Consider the following 16,058-nt stretch of genomic DNA (forward strand, 5'->3'; position numbering starts at 1 on the left):
ATGTATTATGCTTCTATTAAACCGGAAAAATGATAATAGGCAGCGCAAGCACCTTCACTGCTCACCATTGGTGCGCCAAGTGGAAAAGAGGGTTTGCATTTTTTTCCAAATTGAGGGCATTCATAAGGTTTCTTTATACCTTTCATAATTTGTCCTGAAATACAATCTGGGTGTTCTGGTGCTTCTTCGATTGAGATACTAAACTTTATGTTGGCATCAAAGGCGGCATATTTTTCTTTAACGGCATAACCGCTTTCAGGAATCTCGCCAATGCCTCGCCATAGCTGGTTTCTAATTTCAAAAACTTCAAAAATCATTTTTTGAGCTTCGGTATTGCCTTCCTCTTTCACAATTCTTGAATATTGATTCTCAACTTCAGCTTTATTTGCTTCTAACTGACGAATTACCATCAAGATACCTTGCAAGACATCCAAAGGTTCAAAACCAGTAACTACAATTGGTACATTATAAGTTGCCGAAAGTGGATGATACTCGGAATTACCCATAATGGTACATACATGCCCAGCAGCTAAAAAACCATCTATATTACTTTCATCATCATCAATTACTGCTTTTATAGCCGGTGGTACCAATACATGGGACGCTAAAATGGAATAATTAGTCAAACCTTTTCGGTGCGCATGAATAACAGATAATGCATTGGCTGGTGCCGTAGTTTCAAATCCCACAGCAAAAAATACAACTTCCTTATCTGGATTGTCTTCAGCTACTTTTACTGCTTCTAATGGCGAGTATAGAATGCGAATATCTGCACCTTTCGCTTTGGCCTCTAATAAATTAATTTTAGAACCAGGTACACGCAGCATATCGCCAAACGAACATAAAATCACATGCTCATTTAACGCCAAATGAATGGCTTTATCAATTAAATTTAATGGTGTTACGCAAACTGGGCATCCTGGGCCATGAATCATGGTTACTTGTTCTGGTAACATTTCTATAATACCATTTTTAACCAAACTATGTGTTTGCCCACCACAAACTTCCATGATAGCCCAAGGTTGTGTTACCGTTTTTTCTATTTCTTCGAGATACTTCTTTGCTAATTCAGGATCTCGATATTCATTCATATATTTCATGACTCTTCTTTTTTAGGTAAATAGTCTTCAACATCTTCCAGCTCGCCTAACTCGCCAATTTCTTCTAAATATTCAAACGTTTTTTTAGCTTCTTCCTCGTTAACTTTACTTATTGCCACACCCACATGCACTAAAACATAATCGTCAACATTAGCATCTGGTAGCATTTCTAAACTGGCTTCTTTCATAATGCCGCCAAAAGAAACCTTCGCCATTCTCACCAAGCCGTTATGTTGTAATTCTATACTTTTAATTTTTCCTGGAATTGCTAAACACATAGTACTTAATTTTTTATATGTTGATGATACATCAACTGCCCGAACGATATATTTTCGTCGTTAGCAGACAATTTACGATTTAATTTTAAATTTATTTTATCTTTTCTTGCCACCTGAGAAAGTATTGAAACTAACAGTGCATTTTGAAAAACACCACCACTACAGGCAATTGTGTTTATTTGAGTCTTTTTAGCGATTCTTATAATAGATTTTGCCAAAGTGTAGATGAAACTATAAGCTAATCGTTCTTTACAAAACCCTTCTCTGTAAGCTTTTACAAGCTTATTTAGAATATATTTGGATGGTATTTCGTCATAAGTTTTATCATGTAAAAAATCAATATAATAGCTTTTTGAGTATGTGTTTGCACAATCTTCGAGTCGCATTGCCGCTTCAGCTTCAAAAGTATTTATATCTACTAAACCCAAGGCCGAAGCTGCCGCATCAAACAACCTTCCTACAGAGGATGTTTTTAGGTTATTGGTTTTGATGGTTTTTGAATAGACTTTCCATTCGGTTTCAGTAAACTTATCTTTAATAAAAGGCTTCATTTCATCATCTAATAGACTGAATAATGGCAAACGAGATTCTTTAGCCATTTTGTCGTTAGCCAACCAATCGAAATATTCAAAATGTGTTAAACGCTCAATTTTATAATTTTTGTAAATAAAAAATTCGCCTCCCCAAATCTGACTATCGTCACCCAAGCCCGTACCATCCCATATAACTCCTAATATTTTTTTATTAGTATCGAATGCATCATGCTCTCCCAAAACACTTGTAAAATGCGCCTTATGATGCTGAACTTCTTGAATAGCAGCATTGTATTTTGAAGCCAGTTCGTATCCCAAAACACTGCTTTGGTATTGTGAGTGTTTGTCAATAAGAATTGTTTTTGGTTGGGTTTCAAATAAGTTTATATACCTTTCAATAGTTGTTTCATAACGCTTTAAAACATCGTAATTATCTAAATTTCCCAAGTATTGGCTTACATAAGTTTGCGTATTTGGGACATAAGTAATTGTACTCTTTAAATGTGCTCCCATTGCTAAAACTGGTTCTGTAGATTTTACATTAGCATCAATATAATTTGGTGCTAATCCTCTTGAACGCCTATAAATAAGCTCTATGTTACCGGCAAACTTTACTACAGAATCGTCTTGCGGAAATTGAATATCGAGATTGTGATGCAAGAAACAATCGGCAATATTTTTTAAGTGTGTATTAGCTTCTTTTTCTTCAGAAATAATAGGCGAACCATGTATATTTCCACTGGTGGCAACAATGGGCTGTTTAATTTCTTGCATTATCAATTGCAATAGTGCAGAAGACGGTAGCATCACACCTGTCTGGTTCAAATATGGTGCGATGGCGCTTACAGATATACTTGTGTTTTTAGTGTTTTGAAGAATAACTATGGGTGAAACTCTGGATCGTAAGGATTCTTCTTCGTGAGATGATAATTGAAACTCTTTTTTTACTGTTTTAACTGAAGGATACAATACTGCAAAAGGCTTATTGGGCCTTTTCTTTCTTTCTCTTAACTTTTTGATGGCTTCTGGATTTGAAGCATCACAGCACAAAAGATAACCGTTCGTGTTTTTAATAGCAATGATCTTTCCTTCGGAAACATATTGCCCAATTGTACTTATACATTCTATTTGATTTTTGGTAATAGTTTCTTCTACATTTGTTACTAATTTTAATTGTACCCCACATGAATCACAAGAATTTGTTTGTGAATGAAATCGTCTGTCGTTTGGATTGGCATATTCCGCATGGCAAGCCTCACACATATCAAATCCTGATAACGATGTATTTGCTCTTTCAAACGGGAACTTGGTTGTAATAGCATAGCGTGGCCCACACTGCACACAGGTTGTAAATGGATAATTATAACGCCTGTTTTTAGAGTCCGAAAGTTCGGTTTTACAGGATTCACAAACTGCAAAATCTGGTGTTAATGGCACATTGATTTGTGCCTGTGTTTTTGAAGGAATAATGGTAAAACCGTCAAATTTAGTAAATGTACTTTCAACGATTTTATAAGAAGTTATGATGGCTATTTCTGGTTTATTCTGAAGAATATCCTTTGAAAATTTATCTATATCTTCTTTTGAGGCGTTACAATAAATAATAACACCTTTTTCATTATTTGAAACTGTTCCCTCGAGTTGGTTATTTTTCGCAAGGTTAAAAATAAAGGGACGAAAACCCACGCCTTGGACTCGTCCATTTATTTGTATTTTAAACGTTTTAATCACAAAAGCTACACCTTAAACTTGTTGCTTCTGTTTCACTTTTTCAACGAGCCAATCACACCACTTATCAATACCTTCCTCAGTTAAAGAAGAAATTTGAATCACCTCTAATTCGTGATTCACTTCTCGTGCATCTTTGGTGACAGCCTCTACTGAAAATGGTAAATAAGGTAGTAAATCGGATTTTGAAACCAGCATCATATCGCTTGTTAAAAACATGCGTGGATACTTTTTTGGCTTGTCATCACCTTCGGTAGTAGCCATTAAAGTGACACGATAGTCTTCACCTAAATCAAAAGAAGCAGGACACACTAAGTTTCCTACGTTTTCAATAAAAAGCAGATCGATATTCGGTAAATCAAACTGATCTAATACTTGATGAATCATCTGAGCTTCCAAATGACAAATACCGCCAGTAACAATTTGTAGTGCTTGGATGCCTGTCTCTCTTATGCGCTCGGCATCACGCTCGGTTTCTAAATCGCCTACCATAACGGCTATATTTAGTTTGTTTTTAAGTTTTTCCGCCGTTTTTTGCATCAGTGTGGTTTTTCCGCTCCCGGCAGAGGACGTAATATTTACCAACAAGGTGTTGGTTTTTGCCATTTCCTTTTTAATAATATCTGCTACAAAGTCATTTGCCTTTAGCAAATTAATATTGGTATTCTCGCATTGTGCTGTTCCGCGAGCTGCTTTTGTGGATTTTTCTATACTCATAATATTTTTATTTTATTACACCTTACAGGCCTCAGAGTCTTGCAAGTTCTGCTCAATTTTATTTTTAGTCGTCAAATTCTACTTTATGGATTAACATTTCTTCACCTTGAATCACATTTTTACTGGGCCTTTCACAATTATCACAGATGAACCGATAATTTTTAACATCTGTAATATGGTTGCACACCTCACATTGAATTTTTAGTTTGGTTGACTCTATATGAAGCGCTACACGATGATAGCCTGGATTTGTGATATGGTAAGCGCTATAGGCATTATGTAACAATCGAGGCTCAATATTAGATAATATACCAACCTTAAGATGAATTGCTTTCATCTTATTCAATTTTTCTTGTTCAAACTCCATTTCTAAAGTTCGCATAATGCTATTAACGATGGATGTTTCGTGCATAGTTAATTCAGTATAGTTTTTAAATTTTTTAATGCTTCTATATGTTCATTTGCTTTTTCAATTAAAGCACTATCGGTAACCAATTGAGGTATTTCATTCGCTTTATTGAGCATCGCATTGTATTTTTTGGCTTCTTCTTCACTATTTTCATTATGCATAATCCAGTAGAGCTCTAATTGATTCACCAAAGTTAACGCACGCTCAAAAGGATATGCAACTCCTGTTCTAACACTTAAAGCATCTTCAAACATACCAAAAGCTTTATCTAAATTATTGTGCAATTTGGCTTCGGGAAAGCTCATTAAAGCGGTAGCATAATTATGACTTGCCATGGCGAATTCGTAAGGATAATCTTCTTTGGTGTAAAACTTCAATACTTCCTTAAAAGATGATGCGCAAAAGGCTGTCCAAATTGGCTTTTCTTCGGAGGATACAGGAATTTCGGAATAAATAAGTGCTAAATTATGATGTACATCTGCAAACTTTTGAGGATGCGTGTCTCGCTTAAACACCTTTAACGTATCTTGAAACGCATTTATAGCCGGTTTATAATATTGAGGGCTTCCATTCTTACTCCAAGTATATAATAAGGTAGCTTTCTGTAAACCAGCTTCGCCTAAAAATTCAGGAATATCAGCTTCCTTAAAAATTAAAATAGCTTTGTTTATTAAGTCTTTTGAAGCAATATAGTCTCCCTGGAAATTGGCGATTTCGGAAGCGTCTACGTATAACAGCCCAGCATTTACCTTTTGGTGCTTTGCTTCATAAAATTTAATGCCTTTATGGAGCAATTCTGAAATTTCTTCTAATTCATCTTTTTTATAAGGTAATTGTAATTGTGCCATTAATGCAGAAGCTAATTGAACATTTAAGGCATTTTTTGATTCGGGCGAGATGGCTTTGTCCTGTAGCGAACGTACCAACTGTTCTGCTTCCTGATAGGTATTTACATCTAAAAGCAAGTTACTGTAATGTTTCGCGATAAACACCTTTAATTCATCATGAATCGCCGTATCTATGGCTTCAGCATACATTTTTTTCAAGGTTTCAATAGTGAAGCGATTAGTATATTGTCCATAATGCTGGACAATACATTGGTTAACTAAGGTGCTTATTTTAGAAAACATAGGATCAGAAATATCGTAACCAAACTGTAGATGGGTAGCCACTAAAAGATCATTGTATAGGCTATTGTCTTCTGAAACAAATTCTAATGCTTTCTGCTGATTTCCTAGTTTATAAAAAATGATAGCCAAAAGATTATTTGCATTAAAAGCAATTTCCGGAAATATATAAGGCGGCTCTGTATCATTCCAATCCAGCGATGTTCTAACAACGTCATCTTCAACTGTGAGTAATTTAGATGTAGGATCAATTTCTTCTGGGTTACTTACAATAACAACCAACTCGTCCAAACGATTAACTGTCAAAATTACCTCGTGTATGGATTCTTTTAAATTAGTTGCTGTTAATATCGTAATCATCCTTGTTTACTTTTTGAGTTCCTCTAATATCTTTTGCGGCTGTTTGCTGCATATTTTTAGCATACACTTCTGCCAAGCGCTTCGATCTGTAGTCACCTATTTTTTTGATTAATATATGTTTAGGATCCTTAGTGTCAATAAATATTAATGATACTTCCCAACGGCTATTTATTTCTTCAATCTTATATTGTACTTCAGCATCTAATAACCATGCATCTTTTGGATCATTACGTTTTGTCATTACATATTGACTTTTATAAGATTTGTTTTTTCCACTATTTCATACTCAAGCACTCTATCAGTCATATCTAAATCATTATCAATTAAAATTTCTCGAATTGCAAGCGTTCTATCTCCTTTTAAATTTCTTGACTTCAATAAAAATTGGGTTGGCTCGTACATTTTAACGAACCATTGACTGCTTACTGGTGTGATTAACAATCTACTTTGAGTTTTTACATACGTTACATAAGCATAATGAATATTTTTAAAAACAGTTTCTACCAGCTTGCTGTCTAAAAAAATGTGAGATGACTTTAGTGCTACTTTTTCGTTCACAATACTTCTAAAACTTTTAATTCGTCTAGGATATGTTCAACAACTTTATCACCTGCATCTTTTACGGCATCACTTAATTCTACTTCTAATTTTGTGTTCTCTATGGCAATTAAATACACCTGAATATCGTTTGGATACTCATCTTGTAAAATCTTTTTAGCGTAAGACAAGGCCTGATCCCATTTCATGCCATGTAGAAACACCAAAGGATCATCTTGGGGTGCTCTCAACACTTCTTCGGCAGGAACTTTAAAAAGTGTTCCAACAGGTTCATTAGTATTTAAGGCAGCATCCACTAAAATAATTTTTTGATGTCCTTTTAATCCAAAAAGTACTTCAAAAGCTGCTGTTCCCATATCGAAAATATTGATTACCTCATTATCACCAATGTGCTCCTTAAGCTTTTCAATAACATACATTCCAACACCATCATCACTACGTACTGGGTTGCCAAACCCCATAATTGCAATTTGCATCTTAACTTTATTAAAATTAAAAAACTTTCTTAAGTGTTACCCTAAGAAAGTTTTATGTAACTATTTTATAATCTTTTTGTTACAGTTTGAATTTTGACAATTCAACTCCAGTTTTTTCATCATGAGCATGTACAGTACATACCAAGCATGAGTCGAAAGAACGTGCAACAATACCAACTTCTACTGGATCGGCAGGATCTTCAATCTCTATCCCCATCAATGCTTTTTCAATAGGGCCTGGATTATCATTACCATCTTGTGGCCCCACATTCCATGTGGTTGGCGCCATTACTTGATAATTCTTTATCACACCATCTTTAATTTCAATCCAATGTGCTAAAGCGCCACGTGCCGCTTCGGTTGCTCCAAAACCTTTGCCGTCTTTTTCAACAGGTTTGTTGTAGAAGACACCATCAAGATCAATTTCAGAAAGCCATTGCTCAATAAATTTATAGATTCTTGGTGCTTCATGAACACGAGCTAAAACGCGTGTAAATACACTTGGCCCTAACTTCTTGATAATATCTCCAAATAAAGGATCACGTATTTGATGTTCTTTGTTATTTGGATTCGCATTCATAACTACCCGTGCTAATGGCCCTGTTTCACAGGCGTGCCCATCGTATCTGGGTGACTTTGCCCAAGAGTATTGCCCATCAAAATCTGTATCATGCAGCACTTGCGACTTTGCAGGTGTAGGTAATGGTTCATCCCATGGATGCAAGCCATCTTCTTGATTATCGTACCAAGAATGCTTCACATGCTCGCTTACTTTTAAATGATCGAATTCATGCCAATTTTCCCCATCAAAGAATCCACTTGAGCTTATAAGTGCGTCATTTCGTCCTTCAATGGTTGGGTTGTTATACATGTCTTTATGAAGATAGGTTCCGGTTGCTAAAAATTTACCAACGCCTTGTCCAAATTTATCTAAACCAAATTCGAGTCCAGCTCTAATAAGTAATCCAAGATCACTGTTCTTGTGTGAGTCGTTTTCTTCTACCCAAGCCAGCATATCGTCCCATGATTTAATTTCCATGTAACGCTCAATGGAACAGCCTAACCACACAGGTTCCAACCAATCATTTTTAAATTGCGCCAAAATAGCATGTGCTCTGGTGATATCCTTTAATGTTGGTGCACACATTACGCCACCAGGTACCATATAACTTGAATGTGGCCACTGACCTCCAAATAGTGCATAAATTTGAACAGGAAGCCCACTGGCTGTTAATCCTATTTGAAAAGTTTCACCAACATAAGCAGACCACCGCTTTACCACTTCTTTATAAAGTGGTTTGTTGGCATATTTTTTATTTGCCAAATCGGTAGCGAAAATCGCATAGTACCATCTCGGGATACTTTGTAGTGTTTCTGAAGCCTGCCCAATAGCTCTTAAAAGTAGTGCATTAGGTGACAATTTCGTTCCCCAGGCGGTATCTAATGCTGATGAAGCACAATATAGATGCGAACCACCACAAATACCACAAATTCTTGGGGTTACAATAAGTCCTGATTGCGGATCTTTACCCGCCATAATTTTCTCGAAACCTCGAAACATAGCGGCTTGCGTATGGGCTCGGGTTACTTTACCATTATCAATGTACACCTTTACGTCTAAATCTCCTTCAACGCGTCCTACAGGTGATATATTTAATTCTTTTACTGACATCTTTAGTTGTTTTAATTATTTAGAGGTTTCCATTACTCGTTTATTCGTAGGCATTACTTTTTGGAAGCCAGCTTCTAAATAGTATGCAACTTTATTTCTCCCTGTAGGAACTTCTTTAGGAAATACACCCATATATTTCATTGTATTAAACACACTTCCCTTCTTTAAATCGTGATGCGGAAAGCCAGGTTCGGTACATCCTAAACAAGGATGATTAGATCGTGTTTTACTCGATTGTCTATTCCATAATATATTATTACAACTTGCTCTTGTCATTGGACCTCTACAACCAACTTCGTAGAATAAGCAACCACCGCGCTTACCAAAATTACCGTCAACTTTTTGAGCAAAATTGGTAACGTTCGTACATCCATCTTGTACAAAATCGGTAAAGAATGTTTTTGGTCTATGATAATCATCAATTACAACATCACCAATACGACCAACAGCAATTGCTACCAGTATTTGCGTAATCCAATCTGGATGAGCTGGACAACCAGGTATATTGATTACTGGTAAACCACCTTTAGAAACATAGTTAGCACCTAAAAAACCTCCTTTATTTTTTTTGTGAAACTGCAAACCAGTAGATTCACTCGGGTTAGGTGGTACAGCTGGAATTCCTCCCCATGTAGCACAATCTCCTATGGCAACGACATAGCCAGCTACTTCAGATAATTCTTTAATCCAATCTTTCATTGGACGGTCAGCAAAATAATTCATAGATCCTGTTCCATTTGGTCCTTGAATTAATGAACCTTCATAAACAAGAATGTCCATTTGCTCTTTACCTGCAATAATATCTCTTAGTAAATCCTGTACTTGGTCACCAATTTGCAATCCAGTTGTTGGATGCCAAAGTATATTTAGACCAAAATCAGTGATGAGCTCTACAACGGTTGGTTCTTCCGCGTTAAGAAAAGACATAGTATTGCCACTACATGCTCCCCCTTGTAACCATAAAACGTTTGCCATAGTAATTAAAGGTTAGTTAAAAAAATTTCGGATTAAATATAGTAATTTAAAATTAATTGATCTAACATTAATATTTTATTAAAATATTGATATGAAAATTATGAATAAATCATTTTCCCATAAAAAGTTTAGTCAGAAAAAGAAAATTGCATTTGGTAAATGATACTTCATATTTTGGCAATCAAAAATTATATAAGTAATTAAAATTAAGTTTCATCAATGAAGAAATTTTATCCTTAGAAAGAAATAACCTTTTCAATTTGCTTTATGCCTCTGAATTTTTCTAAGGTCATTTTAGTTTTAGAAGCATATACTAATGATAATACTGAAATAAGAATAGCAAGAATAAAGGTTATAATCGCCCATTTAGGATAGACCCCTGCTTTTTTAAACAAAGCTTCAAATTTTTTGTATTGCCTTTCTTGTAGTTCACTTTGTCTTTTTAGTTGTTCGTTATATGCTTCTAAGATAGGTTTGATTTCAGATAAATCAATAGCGACCTTTACATCCTTGATTTGATCATTAATAACTTCCAACCTATTTACATCATCGCGGAATTCTTCCAGTTCAGAAGTTAATAGTTCCATATACTCTTTAATTCTAGTCATACTTATAATTTTTTTTAAATTCCAATTCCTGCATCAATAGAATGTTTCACAACTCGTTTTGCAACTTTCTTTACAATGCTTAAAGCCAATCTTGGTGCTAATGGAATAGCCTTATCCAACACTTTTACTGGAGCTATGTTTTTTATTACGCTATTTGATTGACCGTAAAGTCGCTGCCCGATATTGCCTCCAGTCATGCTACGATGTACTTCGCTACCTTTCAAATTGTAACCATTAAATTCAAATCGGAACCCTTGAATATTGCCCGATTTATTGATGCTCGGCAACACTTTTACACCATTGTTCTGCATGGCTTTGATATAGCTCTCAAAATTCTTTGGAGTGAATTGTTTTAGGCTCAATTCATGTCTTCGCTTGATTTCCTGTCGAACCTCTTTCAATAAAAACTGCTTTTCAAATTGTACTTGTTTAACAGTAGTCAATTGTAGTTGCTCCGCCACTTTTTCAGCTGCATATTGACTTCGCTTACCAATGAAGCTATCATTGTAAGCTACACCTCGGAAATCAATCCGATTTACATACAAATGAATATGTGCATGTTCTTTATTATTATGGACAAATGCAATAGCTTGTCTTTGTTCCAATTTCATTTCTTTTAGAAATCGCTTACAGATCATTTCAAAATCTTTTTGTTGTAGTCGTTTTCCATCTTCTATGGTTGGGCTGATCACAAAGGACAGTGTATTCTTTTGACAATGATAGTTCTGGTCCTGGACCATTTTAAACTCCTGGGTTATCTCATTAGGACTATCCCCAACCAGCTCTTGTTTAAAGACAACTTCTGCACCTTTCTCCTGATTCCATCCATAAGCCACCGAAGCTTGGGTATGGGCAATAGCTTTTCCTTTTCCTATCATGGCGACAATCTTTGTAAATGTGATTTTATTTCATTGGCTAATCGATACACTTCTTCAGTGAGTTTAGGATTTCGTTTACGATACATATTTCCAATGGACTTAAAGTTGTTATGAAACTTCACCAGGGTGCTGTAGATCAAAATCTCATCTTCTGTCAATCGCTCCGTGATCTTCTTTTCAAACGCTACTCTTCTGAAATATTCGCTCAATGTCAATCCAGATCTTTTCGCCCTGTTCTTCAATAGCTTTTTTTCCATAGAAGTACACCTAAATTTAATCACTTCGGTTTTCCGCTTAAACCGACTCTTTTTTTCATTGCGACCATCGGGAGTAATCGAGTTTGTGCCCACAGGCACACATCTCGAATTTGTTTCCAACAAATCTTTTTCACAAATATCTAAAAGAATAGTTTTACCATCTTTTAAATGTTCTTCAGTTAGGTGAAGTATCGTTTTATCGACTGTTTTTGAGTTGTATTTTTTCTTTCTTAAATCCATGACATTAGCTTTTCATTAGCATCTTTATATCCTTTGTAAAGCTCCCTGCAATCATGAGATTGTGGGCATGTATCTAATAGATGACTTGTTGCCAAATCACCTGATCGGTCATTGTCTAAATAGAGTAGGACTTTTTCATAATTCATTAGTGTAGGAACAACATTATTTACAAATGCAATCGAATTGAGGACTAAGATGTCCACTTCTTTTATTTTCTCTTTTAGTATACTAACTAGGGATAACAAATCAAACATCCCTTCGGTTACCAATACATTTTTATGACCCTTATTGATATAGCTGAATGTCTTAGGTGAAGTTGATGTTTTATAGTACTTGTTTCGAAGCTCCCATCCGCCATCATAATTTTTTAATCCTAGTGCAAAAAATGTTTTGTCCTTATTTCTATACCAGACCTCTTGACAATAGTTCTTTGCTATAAATAAGGGTATTTTTCTCGAAGTGATATAATTCACCAACCCTGGGTGTTGAATTGGTTGAATATTTACAATCGATAAATCATTTTTTTTATCATTTATAAAGTGCTGCTGTTGAAAAGAGAAGAGAGTGATCTCCTTACTCAAAAAGTCAAGAGCTTCTCTAACCGAACAATTCAAAATTTCGATGATTAAGTCTATGACATTTCCTCCAATCCCTAAACCATGATCGTACCATCTATTTTTTAGTTTAGAGACTTTAAAAGAGGCTTGTGTTTCTGACCGTAAAGGACTTAGAAACCAAGCTTCTTTTTCCGATTCCTTTTTGGGAAAATGCTCGAGTTTTGCCAACACCTGGAGCAGGCAAATATTTCGAGCTTTTTTACAGTTTATTTTTTCTTTTTTCATGAGCTCTTCATTTTTTAGAACATTTTTGATGATTTGATGACAACCCCTCTGGAAGGCTTATAAATAGTGAGTTTTCTCTGTCATCGTTTTGTCATCACGTCATCATTTTTGAGTTTTTTACATTATTTTCTGTCATCACTTTTTATTTTGATGACAGAATGATGACAAAGTGATGACGGCCTTAAGCCTCATAAACATTGGCTTCGGCTCAATCTGTCATCAATTCATCAAAATTTTGGACTAGGAAAGGCTTTTCTATGGTAAAATACCTTCCTTTTGCATCTTTTAAATCCATATCTCCATCACTCCAGATCTGAAACTTTTGATATTTATTAGAGTTGTCTTGATTCTTTAATTTCCAGTCTTTTTTTAATAATCGTCTGAGCTGTGTTAGATCTGTTTTCACTCTAGTCTTGTTCAATGCATGTAAGGCATCAATAGGACATAGATGTACTTCTTCTAAATCAAATTTTTCCATGACACTTAAAATGATACTCGCCAACTCCTTTTCAACGCGATTACGATTATGTTGCACCAATTTTTTTAAAGCAACTGTTTTGATTTGCTGTGCAGTAAACCACATACGTGTTAAATGATTAGTAGAAAGCTGTCTTTGTTTTAGAAAATGGAGAAAGGCAGGAATTTCAGAAATAAGCTTTTCCAGGTAATCCGTACGCTCTTTTTCTATAATAGGAACTTTAATTACCCAGAACCGGGTTTCGTTGGCATCAATTTTAATAAAGTTATCTTCGTTATTACTACAAAGGATAAACTTTCCAAAGAATTCAACTTCACGTTTGTCTTTGCCTTTCGCTTCTAACTTATTAATATTGGTTGTGCTTAAATATTTGATCCGTTCGGTAAGCTCTTCCTTATTAAATAAAACTTCATCAATACAAATCAATAGTTTATTTGCCCAATCGGAATTGAACTGACTGCTGAAACTATCATTGGTTAAATATGTAAGGTTATTATCAAAGATTTCCTTTAACCATTTTAGAAAAGTACTTTTCCCCGTCGATCTTTCTTTAGATACTAGGCAAAGAATAGGTAATACTTGAATAGGTCTTACATATAATAATTGTAAATAGTCAAGTCCTAATTCATTTTGTTTTCCAAAAATGTGTTTTACAAAATTCAAAGTGGTATCAATTGATCCTTCCTTTGGTTTTTTACTAAGAGGGGAGTAGATATTATAAAAGTCTTTGTATTCCTGCTTAAAATCAATATGATTTGGTATACATGTAAACCCATCATACTTTGAAATTTTACTTAAATAAGACTTACCATGATCTTGCCGTATGGTTTCAATACTCCATGATACCAGTATTTCATTAAAATGTCCTGCGATGGTAGGAGCTTGGACTTTTTTATAATAGGAGGTTCCTACCCTTATATATGGTATTGCCTTCATGATGATGTGATTTAGATGTTTATTTTTTCTTTAAAACATAGTCTAATGCCATGTCCTCTATTTCACATTTGGATTTTCGGTCATTCCGTAAAAGCCATTCATTTAGGCGATTGATATCAAAAAATATCATTTTACCATTTGGTTTACTGTGAGGAATAATACCAGCGGAAGTTAGTTTATAGAGATAGCTGCGTGATATACCTGTATAATCACACGCTTCTTCTAAAGTAAGTACTTGTTTAGAGCCTAATAATAAGCTCTCAATTCTATCGAGTTTTTCTTCTAGTTTAATATTGTCCATTTTCTTCTATTTATAGATTAATAATGAACAAAGCGCTTTGTTTCTTTTTGTTGAATTCTTGAAATAAAAGTAAAAAGAAAGAAGGTATAAGGTTGGTTTTGTTTAATTTTTTTATTCACAAACAACTGATAAACAGTCAAATACATTCATTTAAGTGCAAATGAATCCAAAATTCATGAAGCTCATAAATTAAAGTTGTAAAGCGTTTGATTTGAAAGTAAATAAAATGGGCCTAAATGATGAAATATGAAGTTATTAACAGCAAAAACCTAAAAATAGTCTTATTCAACGTTTTCAAGTTCTAGTTTCGGCACTAAATGCGCTGCTTCTTTCATTTTTTTATCAATAATTTTGGCATAAATCTCTGTAGTTCTTATTTCTTTGTGTCCTAGTCTTTTGGAAACTGTATAAATGTCAGCTCCATTTTCTAAAAGTAGAACAGCATTTGTATGCCTGGCGGAATGAAAAGTGATATGTTTAGTGATACCTGCGAACATACACCATCGCAATAACTTTAAATTCATATGGGCACTATAATGAAGATTGGTAAATACACGATCATTTGACTCTTTGCGTTCTCCAAGTAATTCCCTTGCCTGTTTAGAAATATATAAGTATTCCATTCCTTCCGTTTTTTTCTGCTTGAAAATGATACGAAAGATTTCATTTCCTGAACTATCTATTCCCTCATTTCTAACTTCAGACCAGGTTAATTTATTGATATCTGACCATCTTATACCGGTAAGTGCAGAAAATAAAAAGGCAGACTTTAATACCTTTACTTCACAAGGGGTTCTCGAGAGTCTTTGCAATTCTTCAGAAGTTAAATACTCTCTTTTGGATTCTCCCATGGTAAACCCTTTAACCTTTGTTATTAGATTTTCTTTCATATAACCTTCGTCAAAAGCAGCTCGCAACGCAGCTTTAAACTTGTTAAAGTAAGTGTGTTTTGTATTTTGTGCCAGCTTCTTATTGCCTTTAGTTACTGCAACGGTATTCAAATATTTCTTGAACCCTTTTATAAAATCAATATCTACGTCATTAAAGGTAATATGCTTCGGACAATACTTTTCTAAATGCTTTTGTGCTGCTTCCCAATTGTCATAATTCCCTTTTGTCTCATATCGTTCCTCTTTTTTTTGTTCATAAAAGTCTAATAAAGTGGTCTTACCTTTATGTTCACTTCGAATCCTGTACTTCCCTTGGTAAACTTCTGCTTTCCTGATTGCGAGAATTTGCTCAGCTAATTGGAGTTGCTCTTTATTATTCTTCTTTTCAATGGCTGATTTTGGATTAGCAACTAAATAGAGTTGTAAATACTCATAATCTCTAAGGTGTTTAATTTTTCCGCTTTCTAGCGTTTTTATGCCTTTATAATATTCAATATATAGACTTTGTTTTCCTGTCTTTAATTTTTTCTTTCTTAAATGAACTTTTATCATAATGACACATTTTTTTGTGTCTCGCCAAATATGCGACACACATGAGACACAATAAAAGTATGAATATTATTAAATCAAAGGAAAGTAAGATACAAAAAATTTTTAACAATTATTTGATTTACAGTCATTTGAATGCAAATGAA

General features: G+C 34.6%; 18 protein-coding genes. All 18 read right to left on the reverse strand.

Going from position 1 to position 16,058, the window contains the following annotated elements:
- Positions 1-5 precede the first annotated feature (5 nt).
- The 18 genes from hypD to J0654_RS02905 all read right to left on the reverse strand — a co-directional run bounded on the left by hypD (position 6) and on the right by J0654_RS02905 (position 15,912).
- Positions 6-1,100 carry a hydrogenase formation protein HypD gene (gene hypD, locus J0654_RS02820; protein WP_207026249.1) on the reverse strand — a complete coding sequence of 365 codons (1,095 nt, stop codon included), beginning with the start codon at positions 1,098-1,100 and terminating at the stop codon, positions 6-8.
- Positions 1,097-1,378, reverse strand: a complete 282-nt coding sequence (locus tag J0654_RS02825; protein ID WP_207026250.1) for a HypC/HybG/HupF family hydrogenase formation chaperone — start codon at positions 1,376-1,378, stop codon at positions 1,097-1,099. The genes hypD and J0654_RS02825 overlap by 4 nt, the downstream gene beginning before the upstream one ends.
- A gap of 5 nt (positions 1,379-1,383) precedes the next feature.
- Positions 1,384-3,642 carry a carbamoyltransferase HypF gene (gene hypF / locus J0654_RS02830; protein WP_207026251.1) on the reverse strand — a complete coding sequence of 753 codons (2,259 nt, stop codon included), beginning with the start codon at positions 3,640-3,642 and terminating at the stop codon, positions 1,384-1,386.
- Between the two features lie 12 nt (positions 3,643-3,654).
- Positions 3,655-4,356 carry a hydrogenase nickel incorporation protein HypB gene (hypB, locus tag J0654_RS02835; protein ID WP_207026252.1) on the reverse strand — a complete coding sequence of 234 codons (702 nt, stop codon included), beginning with the start codon at positions 4,354-4,356 and terminating at the stop codon, positions 3,655-3,657.
- A 64-nt stretch (positions 4,357-4,420) separates the two neighbouring features.
- Positions 4,421-4,768: a hydrogenase maturation nickel metallochaperone HypA/HybF gene (locus J0654_RS18420; RefSeq protein WP_207026253.1), complete on the reverse strand. Its 348-nt coding sequence runs from the start codon at positions 4,766-4,768 to the stop codon at positions 4,421-4,423.
- A gap of 2 nt (positions 4,769-4,770) precedes the next feature.
- The gene (locus J0654_RS02845; protein ID WP_207026254.1) at positions 4,771-6,252 is read right to left on the reverse strand and encodes a hypothetical protein; all 1,482 of its coding nucleotides are present in this window, start codon (positions 6,250-6,252) and stop codon (positions 4,771-4,773) included.
- Positions 6,227-6,493 (reverse strand): hypothetical protein, encoded by a 267-nt coding sequence (locus tag J0654_RS02850; protein ID WP_207026255.1) that lies wholly within the window; start codon positions 6,491-6,493, stop codon positions 6,227-6,229. Before J0654_RS02850 ends, J0654_RS02845 begins: the two co-directional genes overlap by 26 nt.
- Entirely contained in the window at positions 6,493-6,810 is a 318-nt protein-coding gene (locus tag J0654_RS02855; protein WP_207026256.1) for a hypothetical protein, read from the reverse strand. The genes J0654_RS02850 and J0654_RS02855 overlap by 1 nt, the downstream gene beginning before the upstream one ends.
- Complete coding sequence (locus J0654_RS02860; RefSeq protein WP_207026257.1) at positions 6,807-7,286, reverse strand: hydrogenase maturation protease; 480 nt, start codon at positions 7,284-7,286, stop codon at positions 6,807-6,809. Before J0654_RS02860 ends, J0654_RS02855 begins: the two co-directional genes overlap by 4 nt.
- A 79-nt stretch (positions 7,287-7,365) precedes the next feature.
- Positions 7,366-8,958, reverse strand: coding sequence for a nickel-dependent hydrogenase large subunit (locus tag J0654_RS02865; RefSeq protein WP_207026258.1), 1,593 nt, complete (start codon positions 8,956-8,958; stop codon positions 7,366-7,368).
- A 15-nt stretch (positions 8,959-8,973) separates the two neighbouring features.
- Positions 8,974-9,933, reverse strand: coding sequence for an NADH-quinone oxidoreductase subunit B family protein (locus J0654_RS02870; protein ID WP_207026259.1), 960 nt, complete (start codon positions 9,931-9,933; stop codon positions 8,974-8,976).
- Positions 9,934-10,169: 236 nt separating this feature from the next.
- Positions 10,170-10,541 (reverse strand): DUF6730 family protein, encoded by a 372-nt coding sequence (locus J0654_RS02875; protein ID WP_207026260.1) that lies wholly within the window; start codon positions 10,539-10,541, stop codon positions 10,170-10,172.
- A 14-nt stretch (positions 10,542-10,555) separates the two neighbouring features.
- Positions 10,556-11,419, reverse strand: a complete 864-nt coding sequence (locus J0654_RS02880) for a relaxase/mobilization nuclease domain-containing protein (RefSeq protein ID WP_207026261.1) — start codon at positions 11,417-11,419, stop codon at positions 10,556-10,558.
- Complete coding sequence (mbpA, locus tag J0654_RS18245; protein ID WP_237685872.1) at positions 11,416-11,916, reverse strand: mobilization protein MbpA; 501 nt, start codon at positions 11,914-11,916, stop codon at positions 11,416-11,418. The genes J0654_RS02880 and mbpA overlap by 4 nt, the downstream gene beginning before the upstream one ends.
- Positions 11,907-12,758, reverse strand: coding sequence for a toprim domain-containing protein (locus tag J0654_RS02890; RefSeq protein WP_207026262.1), 852 nt, complete (start codon positions 12,756-12,758; stop codon positions 11,907-11,909). Before J0654_RS02890 ends, mbpA begins: the two co-directional genes overlap by 10 nt.
- A gap of 208 nt (positions 12,759-12,966) precedes the next feature.
- A complete protein-coding gene (locus J0654_RS02895; protein WP_207026263.1) occupies positions 12,967-14,172 on the reverse strand; it encodes a primase-helicase family protein in 1,206 nt (401 codons plus the stop codon).
- A gap of 19 nt (positions 14,173-14,191) precedes the next feature.
- Complete coding sequence (locus J0654_RS02900) at positions 14,192-14,473, reverse strand: helix-turn-helix transcriptional regulator (protein ID WP_207026264.1); 282 nt, start codon at positions 14,471-14,473, stop codon at positions 14,192-14,194.
- A gap of 281 nt (positions 14,474-14,754) precedes the next feature.
- Positions 14,755-15,912, reverse strand: a complete 1,158-nt coding sequence (locus J0654_RS02905) for a site-specific integrase (RefSeq protein WP_207027944.1) — start codon at positions 15,910-15,912, stop codon at positions 14,755-14,757.
- Positions 15,913-16,058 lie beyond the last annotated feature (146 nt).

This window comes from Flagellimonas profundi (assembly GCF_017313275.1).
In the GTDB taxonomy this organism is placed as follows: domain Bacteria; phylum Bacteroidota; class Bacteroidia; order Flavobacteriales; family Flavobacteriaceae; genus Flagellimonas; species Flagellimonas profundi.